This is a genomic window from Rosistilla ulvae, from assembly GCF_007741475.1.
In the GTDB taxonomy this organism is placed as follows: domain Bacteria; phylum Planctomycetota; class Planctomycetia; order Pirellulales; family Pirellulaceae; genus Rosistilla; species Rosistilla ulvae.
Genome location: NZ_CP036261.1, coordinates 3,694,131 through 3,712,768 on the forward strand (window position 1 = coordinate 3,694,131; position 18,638 = coordinate 3,712,768).

The window sequence follows — 18,638 nt, forward strand, 5'->3', positions numbered from 1 at the left end:
AACGTGCCGCGCTGCGTTGCTAGAACACAAAATGTAAGAACGTAGAAACGAAAAACGGGCGGATGGCAACATCCGCCCGTTTTTGTTTAGTCCTTAAGCCCAAACTGCTTTTGCATTGTCGACAAACGCCGCGATTTTTGCCGGGTCTTTCTGGCCCGGAGCACTCTCGGTTCCGCTGGCGACATCGACTGCCGCGGCGCGGCTGCGGACAATCGCATCACCGACGTTAACGGGATTCAGTCCGCCGGCCAGGATCCAGTCGTTAAGAGACGCCTGTGCAGCCCAGCGTCCGATGCCGTCCCAGTCTAGCCGTTGGCCGGAGCCACCAAATTGTGGACCGCCATCGGCATCCAACAGGATCCGGGCTCCGATCTCCGCCCACGGCAATACGATCGCGTCGATCGTCGCGGCCGTCAGTTCTGTCGTCGGCAATCGAACCGCTCGGATCACGGAAAGTCCGGCAGCGATCAGATCTCTGCCGGTTTGAAGCGTCTCATCGCCGTGCAGCTGCACCCAATCGAGCTTTACCGTTTCGGCGATCTCTCGGACCCGATCGACTGGTTCGTTGACGAACACGCCGGCGCTTTTCAACGTCGGCGTAGCCTCAACCAGCAGCGCCGCGGCTTCCGGCTGAAGATAGCGAACGCTGGGAGGATAGAAGTTCAGTCCGATGCAATCGGCGCCGGCGGCTTCCGCCGCGCGAACGTCTTCGGCCGCGCGGACGCCACAAATCTTGATACGGAACACGTCTTCATTCTCCCTGTCGCTGGCAAATCAATGCCCGCGAGACATTACGGCTTGCTGAACAGCACGCAGATCGGAGTCGGAACCATCGCGCTGTGCTGCGTGAAGGTCAGTTCCCCGGTCTCCTGATCGATCGAAAAGACAGCGGCGGTGTTGCTGTCGCGGCCGGCGGCGATCAACCACTTGCCGGTCGGATCGAGATTGAAGTTGCGAGGCCAGCTGCCGCGGATCGGTTCCTCTTCGATCAACGTCAACTTGCCATCTTCCGGGTCGACCGAATAGGCAGTGATCGTGTCGTGCCCGCGATTGGCGGAGTAAACAAACTTGCCCGTTGGGTGCACGCGAATCTCCGATCCGCTGCTGTGATTCTCTTTTGCCTTCGATTCCTCGGTGACGGTTGGAATCGTTTGAATCGCCGTCATCGTTCCCGCTTCGGGATCGTAATCGAAGACAGTAACCGACAGAGCCAGTTCATTCAGGACGTAGACGTGTTTTCCATCGGGATGGAACTTCATGTGGCGTGGGCCGCCACCGGCAGGAACGCTGCCAAAACCGTGGTCGTTCAGCTTCAGTTCGTCCAAGTCGAGTTCATAGATCACAACCTTGTCGAGCCCGAGATCTGGAACCATCACAAATCGGTTGTCGGGCGATGTGCCAACCCAGTGCGCGTGCGGTTTGTCTTGGCGTTTGCCGACGACTCCCGAACCACCGGAGTGCTTTTTCAGATCGCTGCGTTGCAGGATCTCGCCATCTTCAGCGAGTTCGAACATCGCTGTCGATCCGCCGCCGTATTGGGCTGAAAAGAGCGCCTTGCCGGTTTGATCGACCGACAGATGCGCCGCGCCGCCGTCACCGATCGCCGCAGCGTTGATCAACTTCAACTTCTCGCCATCCGCTCCCGATTCGATCGACAGCGCCGTCAACAGCGGTTCGCCGTCGATCGTGCCAGTGCAATACAGCACCTTGCCGTTGGGATGGAGCGCCAGGAAACCGGGGCTCCCAATTCCAAAGGCCAACTCGGGCGTCGTCAGTTTCCCCGTCTCGGTGTTAAACGAGGCGTGGTAGATGCCTTTGCTCAAACCGTCTTTCGGGGTCGTCGTACCGAACCAAACATCCAGCGTCTCGGCGGTTCCCATCGATGGCAATCCAATTATCAAAGCAAGGGTCAGAAGTCGGAAAACACTGTGCATCAGCTGAGGTCTCCAGAAGTAAAGGTAGGGTGATTCTTGGTAGGTGGGGATCGAGCGGTTCGCGGATTGGACCGATCCCGTCGGGAACGCGCCGCGACGCGTTAAGCGGTTACGAACAACAGAGCTAAGGAGGCGGGGAAGCGAACGCTGGCGAGCGACTTACGATTTGATCGCGTCGTCGAGCACTTCTTCGGCGACGTAGATCGGCAGCGGCGGGCTGAAGGTCACAGCGACCGCGATCGCATCGGAGGGACGCGAATCGATCTCGATGATCTCTCCATCTTTCTTTAATCGCAGATGGGCAAAATAGGTATGTTCTTGCAATCCGCTGATCACGACGCTGTCGACTTCGGCGCCGAGTGCTTCGGCAACGTTGACGACCAAGTCATGAGTCAAGGGGCGCGGTGGTTTGTAGTCTTCCTTCACCCGTCGGTCGATGTTTGTCGCTTCGAAGATCCCGATCAAAATCGGAAACTGACGATCCCCGTCGACCTCTTGAAGGTAGATCACTTGGTTATCGCTGATCTCGCTGATGATGATCCGAGCCAGTTGCATCTGGACAGGCATGACGTGTCTCGATGGAGAGAGAAAGGAAGAAAAACGCAGGCCACTATTATAGCCGTTTCGCCGATCGCCGACCGCTCCAGATCGACGGAAAGTTGCCCCGCACCGGCGGTTCCGAACTAGATCATCGTTTCGGGAGCCGAATCGACCGCGGGCAGATGCAACCGGAACTTGGTGCCGGTGCCGCGCTGGCTTTCCAGAAGGATCTCGCCGCCATGTTCCTGCATGATCTTTTGACTGACCGGCAAACCGAGCCCCGTCCCACGAGCTCCCTTTTTCGACTCAAACAGCGAGAAGATTTTTTCGATATCGGCCGGATCGATCCCCGGCCCATTGTCGGCGATATCGATATAAAACCCTTCCCCTGCGACGAAGCTGGTCGAGATACGGACACACGGTTGTTGCACGCCCTCGTCGCGATCTCCACTTTCGACGGCATCGATCGCATTGGTCATGATGTTCAGTACCGCGCGATGCATTGCGTCGGCATCAAAGCAAGCTGTCGGCAGCGATTTGTCCAGCTGGACTTCCAGGTGACAATCGGCTTCATCGGCGCGAACCTGCATCAACTCGACGACGTCGGCAACTGTCGCGTTGAGATCCCCTTCGACCAGTTCCGGCTCGCGCTCTTTGCTGAATGTCAGCATGTCCAGCACGAGGTTCGAGATCTTGTCTTGGTTCTTGTCGACCATCGCCCAGCCTTTGCGAACCGCATCATTGTCGTTGCGGTCCAAACCGGTCTCGATCAGATAGCTGCCGCCGCGAATGCCTTGCAGAATGTTCTTGATGTGATGCGACAGCGTGGCGATCGTCTGCCCCATCGCAGCCAAACGTTCGCTCTGCAACAGCGACGAATAATAAAACGTGTCTTCAATCGCTAGCGCCGCCTGATGGCCGATGGCCGTCATCAGCTTCAAATGTTCGTCGACAAAACGGCCCTGTTCCCCGGCGTCGACGAAGCGCCCCGGCGGTGTAAAGGTATCGACATACATCGCACCGACGACGTCGTAACGTCCTTGCAACGGAACGCAGATCGCTTCGCGGATGCCCATTCGGACGATCGATTGGCCGCTGTCCCAACGTCCATCGTCTTTGGCGTCGCGGGTTCGAACCCCTTCGTTTTTCTCGATCACATAATCGAGAATCGTGCGGCTGATCGCGATCCGATCTTTGATCGGCCCCTCGCTGCGATCGCACCGCGCGGCGGGGCGAAGTTCCTTTGTTTCGGGATCCGAGAGCATGATGCAACCGCGATCGGCGGCGACCCAGTCGAATACCAGACGTAAGATCCGATCCAACAGTTGTGGAATCTCCAGCGTCCGGCCGACGGCAAGCGCCGTGTGGTACATCACCTCCACGCGAGCATCGATCTTGACCTGCGACGACTCCATCTCGGCATCGTTTTCGACGACGCGAGAGAGCGAGGAAACGATCTGCGATCCTTCCATCTGCCGCGATTGTTGGATGATGTCGACGCCGTGCTGTCCCTCCATCGTCGTCGGTTCACCGTTGCCGGTGAAGATCATCATCGTCGCGCCAACCTGCAAGCGGTCTCCGCTTTTGAGAATGCAGCGGTTGATCGGGCTGCCATTGACCGCAGTCCCATTGCTGCTGCCCAAATCCATCACCTCGAAGAATTCACCCTCGGTGAAAACCTGGGCGTGCTGCCGCGAAACCTCCGAATCGATCAGCTGGATATCGTTGCTGACATCCCGGCCAATGGTGTACCGAGCATTGTCCAGTGCATAGTGCTTACCTTGGTCTCGACCACGAATTACGAACAGCGAAGCCATGCTTGTGAGAACATCCAGGTACGTTTCGGTGAAAACTACGGGAACCGGGGCGGATCTGCCCGCTTGGGAGGGGCCAACTTACGAGGGAGCCAGCGCCGACAGTATATCCGAAGCGATCGGGCTTGAATACTTTGCATTCAGCCCTAAACCCCGCTTTACCGCGCCCCCCAGTTCTTATTGTTCCCCTCGGTGATGATCTCCCCGAGCTGCTGTTCGGTCAGGTTATGGAGGACTAAAAACGCCTGCGTTTGACTCTCGTTGACCTGTCCCAACAACCGATCAACCGCATCGCGTGCATTGATCCCAGGCAGCGGCGAACGCGTCGTGTTTGCCCCCGCATAACGGCGATATTCGAGGTAAATCTTTTGGCGACGCGCTTCATCGCCGGTCGGCCGCGTCGTTTTTGGCATCGACGCGGATGGCTGGTCCGTCGACGCGACCGCGGCGGAACCAGGGGTGCTTTCGCCTCCCGAATCGCCTGAATCGGAGAGCGTCAGCGAAGCAAAAAAGGCTTCGCCAAGCTTTGCCTTACCCGGTTGGACCGAGGTGACGACCATGCGATCGGGCATCATGAAAACTTCCAACAACGGGTCCTTTTGTTCACCATCGCGGGCTAAGACGATCCGCTTTCCCGCGACGCCCGACCGCGTAATCTCGGCAAGCTCCTCCGCTTGTCCACCGGAGTAACGGTAGAGATTGCGGAGCCACATGTCGCGGCGAATTTCGCTGCCGGGCGCGATCGGCATTTCCGTCAACCAGAACGTTGCACCGCTGTCGGGGTCGGTTCCAGCGACCCGAAAGACCAGCTGGCCCTGAACCGGCGAAGCGACTTCGCGAACGATCGCATCGGCGGGCATGTTCACCGTTGCGCCGGTAGCTCCCTGCGGCGTCCACGTACTGGGCAATGGATTGTCGAGCGCCATCGCTTCCATCTGCCCCTTCAACGATGCTGCCGCTGCAGCTTTCGCCGACGACTGAGCAGCCCGTTGCTCGGCCACTGCCACATCGACAGAACGAGTAAAGGCGAAGTAGCCCAAGACGGTTGCGCCGACCATTCCGACAAGGACCAACGCGCCGCAGACGAGCCCGGGAATTAACCACTTGGGTTTCGTGGCAATCGCGGCAGATGCATCGCCGCCGGCCTGCTTTGTTTGCGTGGGTTGAAACGAGGGGGCGGATGGATTGTTCGTTGGCGGAGGAGAGTAGGGGGCCGCAGCAGAAAATGGAGCTCCCGCGTTGAAATCATCCAATCCGCCAAAGGGGTCATCGCCGACGTGGGGCGCAGGCGCGGCCGACGCGGCAGGATTCTGCCCGCTGCTCTTTTTGCTCTCCGAAGCAGGGGAGCGGGCCGGGATCGCAAGTATCTTTTTGCATTGGCTGCAGCGAACTTTGGAGCCCGCGGCAGTTGCTGGAATTCGCAACACAGCCTGGCATCCAGGACAGCGAATTTGCAGAACGCTCATTATTCATCGAGATCCAATAGTGTTTCAAAGAGGTAACAGCGAATTCGCCAATCGATTGTACCGCGTCGGCCGCGCGATCGCTGCCGATGAATCCGCAACTTAACCAACTTCAAATCGAACCGCACGGGGACTTGTGCGTCACACCGACCACCCGACCGGCGCCGAGGCTCGCAGACATCAACCGACGGCGATTCGACTTCGCGAAGCGCTAGCGTTTGCGTCCCGGGAACATCGTCAGCAGCGCCGGCAGGAAGATCAGGTCGGCGAACAGGGCGGATGTGATCGTCAGAATCCCCATCGTGGCAAAGATCTGATGGTCGCGGGTATCGCTCGATAGCGCGGTGACAAACCCCGCGACCAAGACGATCGTCGTGATGATCAACGCAGTTCCAACGGCGACAAACGATCGCCGAATCGCTTCGGCTTTGTCGTCCGTCTTTTTCCGTTCCTCGTTATACCGGGTCAGGAAATGGATCGTGTCGTCGACGGCGATCCCCAGACAAACGGTGAAGGCGCAAACGCTGACGATCTCCAAAGATTGCCCGGCGAAGACCAGCAGAGTTCCGGTCGCGGCCAACGGAAAGACGTTGGGAACAATCGAAATCAATCCGATCCGTATCGAACGATAGACGATCGAAAGGACGATGAAGATGATCACGATCGCCGTTCCCAAACTGAGCGCCAGATCGACGACAATTTGATAGAGATTCTGCCAGCGCCAAACCGCATCCCCCGCCAATTTGATTGTGAAATAGGGGTGCTGTGCCGCAATCTGTTGAAGCTTCTCATCCACGCGTTCGAAGACCGGTCCGTATTTAGCAATCCCCAAATCCTGGACGCGAAACATCGCCATCGCCGTGCCCTGTTCCGGAGTAAAAAAGGCTCGCTTCAATGGCGGCGGCAGCAATTCGATCAAGCTGGCACGATCGGCGGCATCCCCTTCACCAGGCATCGCTGCGACCAATGTCGCAATCGAAATCGGAAACCCAAGCTGGGGTTCGGCTTGCAACGCCGCGTCGACCTGCTGCATCACCTGCAACACCTCGGGAGAGTCGGAACCGATCGCGTCGGTCCATTCGACCTCCACCTTCGCCGTTTCCAGGCCTCCAAAATTCTGATCCATCGCCCGCAAGGCTTCCAGCTCTTCACCGGTGCTTGGCAAAGCGCTGTTGCGACGTTCATCGGGGCGCAACAGACTGCTGATCCCAACCATCACCGCCAGCCCCAACATGCCGCCGATCGCAAACCGGCGATGGTTGCGGATCACGGAATCGACGATCCATTGAGCGCGGCCAAAGTTGCGATCGACCCAACCGCGGCTGTGCCCCGATTGAACGCGCAGCCCCAGTGGTGTCATACACAACAACGGGATCACCGTGACCACGGCGATGAACGTGACGACCACTCCCAACACGCAGCACCATCCAAACTCCTGGACGATGCGATGATGTGCCAGGCTGAGCGAACCAAAGCCGATCGCAGTGGTCAGTGAGGTCAATCCGCAGGCCAGTCCAACTTCGGAAAGCGCCCGCCGCGTTGCCGCTCGCGGCGGCATCCCCGCCGCGCGGTTGGCGCGGATCTGGACCATCATGTGAACGCCGTCGGTGAAGCCGACAAGGCTGATCAAGATCGGCAGAACGACATGGTTAAAAGGATTGTCTTGCAGGTCGAAGTAGTTCAGCAGGCCAAGCGTCCAATAGACGCCCAGCCCTGGTGCGAGGGCGACGATCAGGACAGCGATCACGCCGCGAAACAGGATGATCGCCATGATCATCGTGAATACATTGGCGATGATCTGGTAGGTCCGTTCGTCGGATCGATTTCGTTTTCGTAGCGACAGCTCCAACGGCACACGACCTGTCATTTGAAACGTCAAATCGTTCCCCTGGATCTCGCTAGCGGCTTGTTCAGCTGCCTCGCGGATCGCCGTCGTGCAGTCCTCATCGTTGCGAACAAACAACCAATCGATGTTTACATTGACCAACGTCGACTTGGCGTCGCCGGAAAGCAAGAACCCACCGATCATCGGATTGCCCAAGGCCTTGGCTTTGGCCGCGTCGAATCGAGATTCCGAAGCTGTCGCTTTGGGGAAGACCGGTTCTCGCAACCCAAAGATGTTCAACGGCGGAGCGCGATCCATCCAATGAACGCTATCGACTTGAGGCAAAGCTTCGAGCCGCGACACGACATGCCGCAGCGCCGCGGCGGATGAGGGGGTAAACAGGTCGCCGGAATGGACCAACAGGACCAAATCGAATCCCGCCAGTTGGGCGATTCGGACGTTGGGCGTCGCCCGTTGCTTGCGACCAGCCGCTTCGGATGTGGTCGAGTGATCGACCGACGTCTCTTCGGCTGGCGGAACCAGAAGCGTCGGGTCGACGTAACCAATGGTTGCAAAACCAGTGATCAGAAGAATGACCGCGGCGACAATCCATGCGTGGTCGACCAATCGACCGAAGCCGTTGGTCGAAGAATCAGCAAACGCTTTGTCGTCAAATTCTGAGTTGGGGTATGACATGCACCAGAGCGTTTGCGAAAGCCAGCGGATTAACTTTCAACGGCATCGATAGGGTCTTCGTTCGCAGCATCGTCATCCGACACCGACGCATCTTCGTCTTCAGGATCCGTGTCGTAGACCACCGGAGGAGCATCCTTGGCGGCGATTCGGCGAGCCCGTTTGGCCTCGGCCTTCATCTTTTTGTCCATCTCACGTTGACGCTTGGCGAAGGTGTTTTGGTTTTTGGCGATGCTCGATCTCCCGTTGGGTGGCCCGCGTCACATGTGTCGGCAAAGACGCCGACGATCGCATGTGCTCACTTCTCCCGAGGACCAACGCATAAGCTGGACCCCCGAGTTGCCGCAGACGCTCGTTGCCGTGAGTATATACCCCCGGCGACCATTCCCGAAACCGGGCGCCGTTCAGGAGCCACCGAAAGCCGCGATACCAAGCTTCCGACGGCGGTCCGAAATGCGATCGGCCCCCCTGCCGCAACTACCAAGTGTCGGTGCGGAATGGGGATGCTGGGATCCCTTCTTTGTTATAAAGGTTCGCCCCCACGGGGTTCATCGTATAGGCGTATCGGACGGCGACGGGATTGGCAACATCCGGTGACTTTACCACCACGGTGTCGCCATCGATCGTCGCATCCGCCCAGTGCCATTTTTTGTCGGCGCCAGCAATCGCAAAACGCTCCAGTTTGCCCTCTTTAACCTCCTGAGTCGGATCGAGACCGTTCTTTTGACCGACGATCAAACCACCGCCAACGTGATTAAAGCTCAAGCGGATCGAATCCCCTTCGATTTTCTGGCTCTTGAACAACGGGCCCGCCGGTACGATCTGCTGCTTGTCGTAGGTTTGGTGCAGCGCCCATTGGGCCAGACGATCGCCGACGTCCTGCTTGTTCTTCGGGTGAATGTCGTTTGCTTCACCGATGTCCGTGATCACAGCCATCCCGGTGTGGTCGATGTCGAGCGCCTTGGTTTGCGCTTCGCGCAGCTTCGCCCAACCGTCTCCTCCCGCAGGATCCTCTGTCGGTTGCTTGAAGTTCGCCAACTGGACCCAGTAGAACCCAAGGTTTGGGTTGAACAGCTCACGCCAACTGGAAACCAGTGCTCGCGTCTTATGATAATACGATTCACCTTCGCCACCGTTCGATTCACCTTGGTACCAAATCGCACCACGCATCGAAAACGGAACCAACGGATGGACCATCGCGTTGTAGATTGCCGACGGGGAACTGGCGCCCACTTTGGTCTCCGCCGTATACGCGTCGACTTGATCGGCGATCGACTTCAATTCGGGAACCTTATGGAAACCTTCCGGGGAAACCCATGGCTCGATTCGCGTTCCGCCCCAATTGGTTCCCACCAAGCCGACCGGAACGTTCAATTCGTTTTGCAGACGGCGGCCAAAGAAATACCCCACCGCTGAAAAACCACCGGCCGAACCGGGGTGGCAAACCTTCCATTGGCCGGGACAGGAATCTTTCCCAACCGGCGACGTGGTGTGACCGGGAACGTTGAACAATCGAATTTGCGGGTGGTCGGCTGCCGCCACTTCTTCAGCTCCATTGGTCGCTCTGCTGAGTGGCCATTCCATGTTCGATTGGCCCGAGCAGATCCAGACCTCGCCAATCAGCACATCGTCAAGCTTAATCGTGTTGGTCCCCTCGACGACAAGCGTTTGTCCTTCCGCACTGGCCTTCAGGTCCAACAGACTCACTTGCCAACGCCCATCGGCATCCGCTTTCGTCTTTTGAGTCTGACCGCCCAGCGTGACGGTGACCTGTTCCCCCGGATCGGCCCAGCCCCATACCGGCGCGGGGAGATCGCGTTGCAAGACCATCGAATCGCTGAAGATCGACGCGAGCTTCACTTCGGCCTGTAGCGTGGTCGCCAAGCAGGCAAGCGTCATCGCGGTGGCGAGAACAAAAAACCGGTTGCGATAGATCGTCATGTTGTCGTTGTTCCTATGCATGATTGAGAGCTGCGGGCGTTGGTGTGATGCGAAGCCCATGCCTCGAGGCCTGCCCGCGAATGGGAAGGTGAGCGGCAGCCAATATAGCGACTTCGGCGGTGTGTTGCGAACGATCCAGGAAACAACTTCGGGGCTAGTCACTGTTTGTGCATATAGGCAAATTAGCCGGCACGCATTAGCGAGGCGTTGTCCAAGGGAGCCAGACGCTAGCGGAACGTCGGCTCAATCAGCCGATTGGGCGTTAGCCTCGGTTCCGCTGCCACTAAACCGAGGCTAACGCCCAAACGGCTAATGTAACGAAGCTCGTTGTGACTAAACCGACAAGCTGCAAGCGTGTGCCGGCTGATACATCGATTTGAAACAGTGATTTGCCCTGACAAACAACCTCGCGCGTATCGACGATTCCGTCGAATCGAGCCACCGAGCGGCTGGTATGCCTCATCACGTCAGGCGGATCGCCCGAGGAACGATCGTGTCCAACCCAGCCGGCCTGCGGAACGCGCCGCCGGAGCCCGGCTTTGTCGCGTGCGACGGTAGCTTCAAACGACCCGATCCATCATAATCGCGGCTATTCCGGAGGCTTCATGCGATACCGATTTGAATCCTCCGGTCACTCCGTCCCGTCTCGATTCACGCTTAACTCTTAATACAAGAAGCCCATGACTGTGACAAACGTTCGCAACTTGCTGGCGGTGCTGTTTCTGATTTCCGGAATTGCCCAGGCCGAAGTTCCTTTAAATCAATTGACCGATTCGGAGAGCCGCAGCGGATGGAAGCTGCTGTTCGACGGCAAATCGTTCGATGGCTGGCGCAACTTCAAAAAGGATGGTCTCTCCGACGGTTGGAAGATTGTCGACGGCGCGATGGTCCGCGAAGGCAAAGGGGCCGGCGACATCATCACCGACAAGAAATACAAAGCGTTTGAGCTGTCGCTGGAATACAACATCAGCCCAGGCGGAAACAGCGGTGTGATGTTCCACGTCACCGAAGATAACAACACGCCGTGGAAGAGTGGTCCCGAGATTCAAGTTCAGGACAACGTCGATGGCCACGATCCGCAAAAAGCTGGTTGGTTGTATCAGCTTTACAAGCCAACACCTCCGAGCTGGGCAAAGGACCAAACCGAAAAAATCGACTCCACCCGTCCGGCTGGCCAATGGAATCAATTGTACATTCGGATCGCAGAGGACAATTGCGAAGTCGTCATGAATGGCGTCCGGTATTACACCTTCAAACTCGGCAGCGCCGACTGGAACAAGCGGGTCGCGGCCAGCAAGTTCGCTCCCTACGAGACGTTTGGCAGCGCCGGATCGGGGCACATCTGCCTGCAAGATCACGGGAATTTGGTCTCCTATCGAAACGTCAAAATTCGTGAACTGAGCGACAGCGGGGCGGTTCCCCAACCGATCGACGGAACATTGGCCCTCGAATCGGCATTGGCCTTCCCGGAACTGAAGTGGGAAGACTGGGAAGCTGTCGATGAAGCGGGCAATCTGCGTCCCATGCGGATCATCGAACTCGCCGACGCCGGTGATGGAAGCGGTCGCTTGTTTGCGATTTCGCAACAGGGTGGGATCTGGATCTTCGAAAATCGCGCGGACGTTAAAGAAGCGAAGCTGTTCTACGATCGCCGCGGCAAGGTCAAGGATTGGAAGAGTCCAGGAGCCAACGAAGAGGGACTGCTGGGACTCGCCCCGCATCCCGATTTCAAGAACAACGGTCACGTCTACATCTATTACACCCATCCAACCGAAAAGAAGTCGGTGATCTCGCGGATCACGGTTTCGGAGGACGATCCCAACCGAGCCGCAGCCGACTCCGAGACGGTGATCATGGAGATCGATCAACCGTTCCAGAACCACAACGGTGGCAGCATGGAATTTGGCCCCGACGGGTATCTCTACATCGGATTAGGGGACGGCGGTTACCGCAACGACCCGTACGCCGCAGGGCAGGACCTAAGCAAAATCCTAGGCAAGATCTTGCGGATCGACGTCGACAAGACCGATGGCGATCGCAAGTATGGCATTCCCGCCGACAACCCATTTGTTCAACACAAGGGTGCCCACGGCGAGATCTACGCTTACGGATTGCGGAACCCGTGGCGAATCGCTTTCGATTCGAAGACCGGCGACCTGTGGTGCGGCGACGTCGGCCAGGAATTGTGGGAAGAGGTCGATCTGATCACCAAGGGTGGCAATTACGGCTGGAGCATGCGTGAAGGTTCCTACCCGTTTGGCAACACCGCTGTTGAATCGCCGAATCCACCGATCGGTCCGATCTGGGAATACGACCACCGCGTCGGTCGTTCGATCACCGGCGGCCGCGTCTACCGCAGCGATCGATTGCCCGAATTGGAAGGCAAGTATCTGTACGCCGACTACGTCACCGGGTGTGTCTGGGCCTTGGACTACGATCAACAAGCCGGCCGCGTTCGCAAGAACTTGCAGATCTTTGGCGGCGATGTCCCCGTGTTGGCCTTTGGCGAAGATGCCAACGGCGAAGTCTACTACCTGACCCAAAGCGCTCGCGGCGAATGCATCTACCGTTTTGAAGCCGCCAAAAAATAGGCGAGATCTGTTTCAGCCACTTTGCAGCGCTGAATATTGATCCGTTGAAAACGAATTGACCGAGCCATCGCCCCATCATTGCGACGATGGCTCTTTTTGTTTCTACGTCGAGTCGCCGAACGGCTGTCGGGGGCGTTGATCCGCAACGCAGATAGCGCCGGCGGGGATCGCGATCAGGGCGTAGCGAGCTTAAAGAGGAGCTAATTGATCCGCGCAGGCGTCTGCCAATCGCGGATTACCAAACACGGATCTCAAGCGCGGCGGTGGGGTCCATCCATGAACTTTACCCACTCCCCGGCTTCGTTCTGCAACTCGCTTGTAAACAGCCAATTATCGGCGTCGATGATCTCGATCGTATCGCGATACTTGCAAGTTCCCGTTCCGGCAAATGTGGGTCCGATGCTTTGCAGAGGCAGACGTTTCCCCGCGTCGTCGAGGTCGCCTTGATAGAGCCAGAGGTTGGACATCATCGACCCGATAAAGCTACCGACGTAGCGGTTTTGTTTGACATCAAACCCAAGCGTCATGATCGACGACCAAGGCTGGCCGTCGTCGGAGATCCCGCTGCTTTCACAAATCAACCACATGCCGCTGAGCGACCGGCAGACCATCTTCCCCTCGGTCGCCGACTTGGTTCCATCGGGCATTTCGCAATGGTGTTCGAAAGCCCAATTGCCGACCAATCGATCGAGCCAAAGATGTTCTTGTTGTGGTTTGGCAAACATAAAAGCCGTGCCTTTTTGTGATCACCCATCGACAGCCCTAAATTGCAAACGGCTGCAGACTCAAGGCGATTGCGTATTCTACTGGATTCGCATGATCTGTAACCCACGCTGCGGAAATTTGCCATCTGTATCGCGCTGATGGTAGCTCCAAACCTTGCCGTCCTCCGAGACTCCGATATGGGAAATGGCCCCTTGCTCATCGGCAGCGCGAACGGTCCCAACAAACTGCAAGTCCTCGACATTCCAGATCGCTATCGAGCCATCGATGCCGCCAGTCAACAAACTCCTGCGATCGGGAGTCAGGGTGATACAACTCGGCTCTAAACCGGAAACACTTGGTTGTTGCGAATCCCAACGGTCGCTGGCGGCGACCATCCGGCCCTCCCAATCGTAGCTGCGAATCCGACTATCTTGCGACGCGATGTAGACTATCTTTCGCAAAAAATCGTTGCACATCCCGCCTGCTGCGCTGGTGTTCACTCGATCGATAACCTTCGTCTCGCGCGTGACGAAGTCAAAGGTACTGACAAACTCTCCAAACAACAAAATCTTATTGTCACCAAGCAGCGTGGCGAACCGGTTGGCCACCGGGAACTCTTGCCGATCAACCTCAACCCCGTACGCGCTGCCATTCAATCCAGTGGTTGAGACCATATCAAATAGGATCAGCCAATTTCCCCCGCGCGTTAGTGAAAAGAACTGATCACCGCTGGCGTTGAAGCCCACGCTGACGACGGGCGGCGTGAACCCCTCATGAGGAGGCGCCACATGCGTCATATTTAAGATGGATGAATCACGTGCGTTCAGATAGGTGTTGCCATGGAGATCACCGTACGCCAACCACCTGCCATCGGGAGAGATTTCCATGGTTTGAACGCTGAAATCAGGGATATCCGCAACTGCCTCTATCACGTTGAACGAGCTGGTATCGATACGTTGTACTCTTCCAATGGACGCATTCGCGATGAATGCCTGACGCCCATCCACAGCAAGCACGGCATTCGGTGTTTTCCCTTTCACGATTTGCGGTGAATCGGGCACGGGATCGAGCGAACTGATCGCTACCGAACCGTCCTCACCACCGCTGATGATGCGTCCCTCGGCATCGAGCGCGAGTTGGGAGACCTCTCCATTGAGAAGGATTTGCAAATGGGAATAATTCCAAAACGGAAGCTCTGTCTCCTCATCGGCACCTCGGCCGGCTTTGGCAGGATCCGACAAGTCCCAGCCGACGATACCGCCATTCCGCATCCCGGCAACAATGCGTTGACCATCGGGGGAAACAGCAACAGCCTCTGCGTGACCATACGATTGCCGTAGTTCAACCGCACTCAGATCCTCCGATTCAAGATCAAATCGCCGCAGAAACGTCTCGTGAGCGAACGCGCAGACCAACCATCGACCATCAGCGGAAAGAGACATGGTTTCGATAAGAAAATCTGTCGGCACGACGAGATCAGGCGTCTGAGGAAGCAGACTGGCAACGACCGGCGTGAACTGATCCTTGAGCGTCAACAACCGCGTGGCATCGGGAAAAAATGTGATAAATTCGTTGCGACGCGGTGCTTCGACCGTTTCGATGACCTCGCCGGTTGCGAGATCATAGATCGGGATCGGTTCATACCGACAACCAACCGCCAACCATTTGCCGTCGGGGGAAAACGCGAGCGATTCGACCGTCGTGGGTAGGTCCTTGATAGTTTCTGGTGTGGCATGGTCCCCTAGGGCAATAAAGTGAACCTCGTTCAAATTATCAAGCCAATTTGAGTCGGTCGCTACCTGGCGTCCCACGGCGAGCGTGTTTCCATCGGGGGAAACGGCCAAGGCAAACATGCGTGTCCCTACAACGGGGGCGAACTCGCGCAGAACCTCTCCAGATTCCAAATCCAGAATGCGAATCGTCCCGTCGATATCAGCAACCGCTGCGGCATCTTGGCTGGGAAGCAGAACAACCTCACTAATCATCGACGAATACGCGGCACACTGATGCCATCCGTGAAGAGCTCTGGACTTCAACAGTTTTAGATCGAACCCGATCGGCACCACTCCCGTTGCGTAATCTTCCACTCGGCCTGCGATATTTAACGCTTTGGCGCGGTCGTTTTTTGCCCACGCGGTATAGGCTTGGCGAAGATCGGATAAATACGCCGTTTTCACGGCGGCCGTCCGACTCGCTTCAGCTTCCGCCTGGTGCGCACTAGCATCCTGTTCCGCGGCGACCGCTCGACGTTCGCTCAATTGAACATCGGTCAACGCCACCTGCAACGAACTGCGTTCGGCGGCCAACTTGCGATTGCTGTGAGCCAAGGCGAGCAGGCTTGCGACGACAAGCAACGCGATCACAGCCAACAGCCCCGATTCGATCGGCGAACGCTTCACCGCATGCCACGTCCGTTCGGCCCGTGATTGAGGCCGCGCTTTCACCATTCGTCCCTGTTCCCAGCGGATCAGGTCGTCTTTCAAATCCGCTGCCGACGCGTAACGTTGGGCCGGCTCTTTGGCCAGGCAGCGCATACAGATCGCATCTAAATCGCGAGGAATTGAACGGACCAGTTCACGCGGCCGTCGGGGCTGCTTCACACAGATCGACGTGATCAATTGCAGCCCATCGGATCCTTGATGAGGCAATTCCCCGGTCAAAACGCGATACATCACGACCCCTATCGCGAAGATGTCACACGGTTCGCCGTGGGCAAGTTCGGTGTCGAGCAATTGTTCGGGGGACATGTATAACAAAGTCCCGATCAGACGCACTTGGGAGTCGAACTCGGATTCGTCGAACAGATCGCGGACCAAACCAAAGTCGGTCAATCGAGGAGTCCACGTAGCCGATCCCGATGTCGATGCCGCTTCTTCCAACAAGATGTTGCTCGGCTTTATGTCGCGATGGACCAATCCACGTTCATGGACATGCAGGATCGCATCGGTCAACCGCACCAACAATTCAAACGCGGTCTGGGGCGGCACGGGACCGGGATGTTCAGTCAACCATTTTGCCAGCGTCGGACCCTGACAAAATTCCGAGACCAGATAGACCGAATCCTCGTCTTGAAACACCTCGTACAACGGCACCAAGAACGGATGACTCAACCTCGCTGCGGCCCGCGCTTCCAATAATCGTTCGTCCTCGCTGGCATTGGCTTTCGATTTGCGACGGCGAATCGATTTGATTGCAACATCGCGGTGCAACAGATCATCCTGGGCCTTGTAGACCGTTCCGAAACCACCCGCCCCAATGATTCCATGAATCGTGAACCGTCCGATACGCTCGGGGGGATCCAGTTCGAAGTCGATATCGGTCGAATTGATCGTCTTCGTCGACGACGCGTCGAGCGTCCGATCGAACAACCGAACCACCGCGGCCAGGTGAGAACCGTCACACGACATGTTGGTTGCGATGGAATGCGACGCGTTTTGCCGGAGTTCTTGACAAAAGGCTTCGACCCGACTGGGCGAGTTGCGCAACGCCTCTCCATCGAGCGAATCGGAGCGATCATTCATGAACGGAAAGTTCCACCGACGGGGCGACCGAGTTCAACAGGCACAGCAATCCAGCGCGGACAACGGCGTTGATATCATTCTCACAACTCCAAACCTTGTTACCGCCAACGCCGGTTCGATGAACCGTCATCAAAAATTTGGCATTCCGCGAGCCGAAATTTGCGCGGCGCCCCAACTGCCCATTGGCAACAAGAGTCATACGACTTGAATAGCTTAGACAGCGCAACGATCCAACTCAAGCCACCACCCCACCCGCTTGAACGAATCGCCACCGCAAATGAAGGAGACTGGAGAAAAGTGTTCGAACGTCTGTGATTGCAGGAGCAAGCATGGCCGCTTCGAATCGAGCTTCAACCGCATGACGTTGCAGCCGCAACGAATCGGTTCACCCCAAACGCCGCCGTGCGTAAGTCATTCCCGACCGAAAATTTGACAATCGGCGATCCGATCGGCGCGGCGAGCTTTCGGCGTTCTTAGACCTTGGCCCGACGAACGACTGCGAACCGCATCCCCAACGTTCCCCTTGCGATCGCCATCGCTGGAAATCGAGCGAATCGAAAACAAGATCGAAACGACACTGACCACGCCCAGTTTCAACTTACCGCAGAAGGCGTCCATCGAATTGCGATCCGAACCTGGCGTCGCATCCTGCGATGCGCAGATCGTCCCAACGGTCTCCGACGATGCCTGATTCCCCGCGTCGTTGGCACTGACACAACCACACGCATCCGAAGCGCCGACCGCCACATCGGCGTCGCGAAGAGTGGCGTTCGCCAAGTCGATCGCGCGTTGGGCTGCCAGGACCGCATCGCAGTCGAGTTTGCCCGCAGTGCTGTCGCGCGTCACAGCGGTTGACGCAGGTGCGACGACAAGTTTGGTAGCGGACTCTTCAGCCGATTCGGCTGCGAGGTTTCGTACCGGAGCAGGCGGATGGACGTCGTCAAGATCCAAAAGCGTGAACGCTACAAACGACTCCTGCGTCGCGTAGTTGGCCAACGCCTCCGATTTCAGCGTCCCCCCCGACGTTGCCGACGATTTCGTCGAATCGCTGAAATACCGATACGCGACAGCACTTCGTGCGACGGGTGTCGAGCCGGGCGTTAACGCAATCGGAGCCTCCAGCTCCGGAACCGAGGTGGGAATGGCGAAGATTGAAAAGAGCCCGCGTTCGTTTGTTGAAACGATTCGCGGCAAGTCGAGGCTTGGGTGCTGATCGTCCGCCGGAGAGAAAGAATTCGATTCGGGGTGCATCGGATTGGCAACGTCCAATTCGTCGGAACCTTCATCGAGAGGTTCATCATCGTCGCAACAACATGGCTGCTGACCAACCTTTGGCGGCTCGACTTTCGCCTCATCGATCCAATCGCACCCGCAGCCCCAAATCGCATGGTCGGTATCACGGGAATCAGCCCTTCCCGCGTCTGCAAGCTCTTCCGTCGCCAATTCGATTTCGGCAAGCTGTCGCGCACTTCGCGGCGCAACAGACCGCTGCACGTCGACCTCGACAACCGCTCGTTTCTGTGGCGGTGCTTCCAGCAACGTCTCGCAAACATTGATCATCCCAGCCAGCAAGTTCCGCGATTCCAGTCGCTCGATACCTCTGAGCGGGCG

The 18,638-nt window shown here is 57.4% G+C and carries 13 protein-coding genes; 1 reads left to right on the forward strand and 12 read right to left on the reverse strand.

The window, feature by feature from the left end; genetic code table 11:
* Positions 1–93: 93 nt before the first annotated feature.
* From EC9_RS13105 to EC9_RS13135, 8 genes are all read right to left on the reverse strand, one after another.
* On the reverse strand, positions 94–747 hold the full coding sequence (locus EC9_RS13105) for a phosphoribosylanthranilate isomerase (RefSeq protein WP_145345848.1): 654 nt from the start codon (positions 745–747) through the stop codon (positions 94–96).
* Positions 748–791: 44 nt separating this feature from the next.
* Positions 792–1,880 (reverse strand): lactonase family protein, encoded by a 1,089-nt coding sequence (locus tag EC9_RS13110; protein WP_145121415.1) that lies wholly within the window; start codon positions 1,878–1,880, stop codon positions 792–794.
* 213 nt (positions 1,881–2,093) lie between these two features.
* A complete protein-coding gene (locus tag EC9_RS13115; protein WP_145345850.1) occupies positions 2,094–2,501 on the reverse strand; it encodes a bifunctional nuclease family protein in 408 nt (135 codons plus the stop codon).
* A gap of 116 nt (positions 2,502–2,617) precedes the next feature.
* Positions 2,618–4,291, reverse strand: a complete 1,674-nt coding sequence (locus tag EC9_RS13120; protein ID WP_145345852.1) for an ATP-binding protein — start codon at positions 4,289–4,291, stop codon at positions 2,618–2,620.
* A 155-nt stretch (positions 4,292–4,446) separates the two neighbouring features.
* On the reverse strand, positions 4,447–5,754 hold the full coding sequence (locus tag EC9_RS13125) for a zinc ribbon domain-containing protein (RefSeq protein WP_145345855.1): 1,308 nt from the start codon (positions 5,752–5,754) through the stop codon (positions 4,447–4,449).
* Between the two features lie 208 nt (positions 5,755–5,962).
* Positions 5,963–8,272, reverse strand: coding sequence for an efflux RND transporter permease subunit (locus EC9_RS13130; protein WP_145345857.1), 2,310 nt, complete (start codon positions 8,270–8,272; stop codon positions 5,963–5,965).
* 29 nt (positions 8,273–8,301) lie between these two features.
* Positions 8,302–8,448: a hypothetical protein gene (locus EC9_RS26525; RefSeq protein WP_218934782.1), complete on the reverse strand. Its 147-nt coding sequence runs from the start codon at positions 8,446–8,448 to the stop codon at positions 8,302–8,304.
* Positions 8,449–8,746: 298 nt separating this feature from the next.
* Positions 8,747–10,231, reverse strand: coding sequence for a sialate O-acetylesterase (locus tag EC9_RS13135; RefSeq protein WP_218934783.1), 1,485 nt, complete (start codon positions 10,229–10,231; stop codon positions 8,747–8,749).
* Positions 10,232–10,890: 659 nt separating this feature from the next.
* Between EC9_RS13135 and EC9_RS13140 the strand changes: the two genes are divergently transcribed.
* Positions 10,891–12,801 carry a family 16 glycoside hydrolase gene (locus tag EC9_RS13140; RefSeq protein WP_145345860.1) on the forward strand — a complete coding sequence of 637 codons (1,911 nt, stop codon included), beginning with the start codon at positions 10,891–10,893 and terminating at the stop codon, positions 12,799–12,801.
* Between the two features lie 251 nt (positions 12,802–13,052).
* On the opposite strand, the gene EC9_RS13145 is transcribed toward EC9_RS13140, so the two are convergent.
* From EC9_RS13145 to EC9_RS13155, 4 genes are all read right to left on the reverse strand, one after another.
* Complete coding sequence (locus tag EC9_RS13145) at positions 13,053–13,526, reverse strand: DUF1579 domain-containing protein (protein WP_145345862.1); 474 nt, start codon at positions 13,524–13,526, stop codon at positions 13,053–13,055.
* Between the two features lie 78 nt (positions 13,527–13,604).
* Positions 13,605–17,027 carry a WD40 repeat domain-containing serine/threonine protein kinase gene (locus EC9_RS13150; protein WP_145345864.1) on the reverse strand — a complete coding sequence of 1,141 codons (3,423 nt, stop codon included), beginning with the start codon at positions 17,025–17,027 and terminating at the stop codon, positions 13,605–13,607.
* Positions 17,020–17,157, reverse strand: a complete 138-nt coding sequence (locus EC9_RS26530; RefSeq protein ID WP_218934784.1) for a hypothetical protein — start codon at positions 17,155–17,157, stop codon at positions 17,020–17,022. The genes EC9_RS13150 and EC9_RS26530 overlap by 8 nt, the downstream gene beginning before the upstream one ends.
* A gap of 281 nt (positions 17,158–17,438) precedes the next feature.
* Positions 17,439–18,587 carry a hypothetical protein gene (locus EC9_RS13155; RefSeq protein WP_145345866.1) on the reverse strand — a complete coding sequence of 383 codons (1,149 nt, stop codon included), beginning with the start codon at positions 18,585–18,587 and terminating at the stop codon, positions 17,439–17,441.
* Between the last annotated feature and the right edge of the window lie 51 nt (positions 18,588–18,638).

What these genes read in the sequence shown, in the direction of transcription:
- EC9_RS13145 (WP_145345862.1), bottom strand. Translation starts at nt 13,526, where the DNA reads ATGTTTGCCAAACCACAACAAGAACATCTTTGGCTCGATCGATTGGTC.
- EC9_RS26530 (WP_218934784.1), bottom strand. Translation starts at nt 17,157, where the DNA reads ATGACGGTTCATCGAACCGGCGTTGGCGGTAACAAGGTTTGGAGTTGT.
- EC9_RS13140 (WP_145345860.1), top strand. Translation starts at nt 10,891, where the DNA reads ATGACTGTGACAAACGTTCGCAACTTGCTGGCGGTGCTGTTTCTGATT.
- EC9_RS13115 (WP_145345850.1), bottom strand. Translation starts at nt 2,501, where the DNA reads ATGCCTGTCCAGATGCAACTGGCTCGGATCATCATCAGCGAGATCAGC.
- EC9_RS13110 (WP_145121415.1), bottom strand. Translation starts at nt 1,880, where the DNA reads ATGGGAACCGCCGAGACGCTGGATGTTTGGTTCGGTACGACGACCCCG.
- EC9_RS13130 (WP_145345857.1), bottom strand. Translation starts at nt 8,272, where the DNA reads ATGTCATACCCCAACTCAGAATTTGACGACAAAGCGTTTGCTGATTCT.
- EC9_RS13125 (WP_145345855.1), bottom strand. Translation starts at nt 5,754, where the DNA reads ATGAGCGTTCTGCAAATTCGCTGTCCTGGATGCCAGGCTGTGTTGCGA.
- EC9_RS13155 (WP_145345866.1), bottom strand. Translation starts at nt 18,587, where the DNA reads ATGATCAATGTTTGCGAGACGTTGCTGGAAGCACCGCCACAGAAACGA.
- EC9_RS13150 (WP_145345864.1), bottom strand. Translation starts at nt 17,027, where the DNA reads ATGAATGATCGCTCCGATTCGCTCGATGGAGAGGCGTTGCGCAACTCG.
- EC9_RS26525 (WP_218934782.1), bottom strand. Translation starts at nt 8,448, where the DNA reads ATGAAGGCCGAGGCCAAACGGGCTCGCCGAATCGCCGCCAAGGATGCT.
- EC9_RS13120 (WP_145345852.1), bottom strand. Translation starts at nt 4,291, where the DNA reads ATGGCTTCGCTGTTCGTAATTCGTGGTCGAGACCAAGGTAAGCACTAT.
- EC9_RS13135 (WP_218934783.1), bottom strand. Translation starts at nt 10,231, where the DNA reads ATGCATAGGAACAACGACAACATGACGATCTATCGCAACCGGTTTTTT.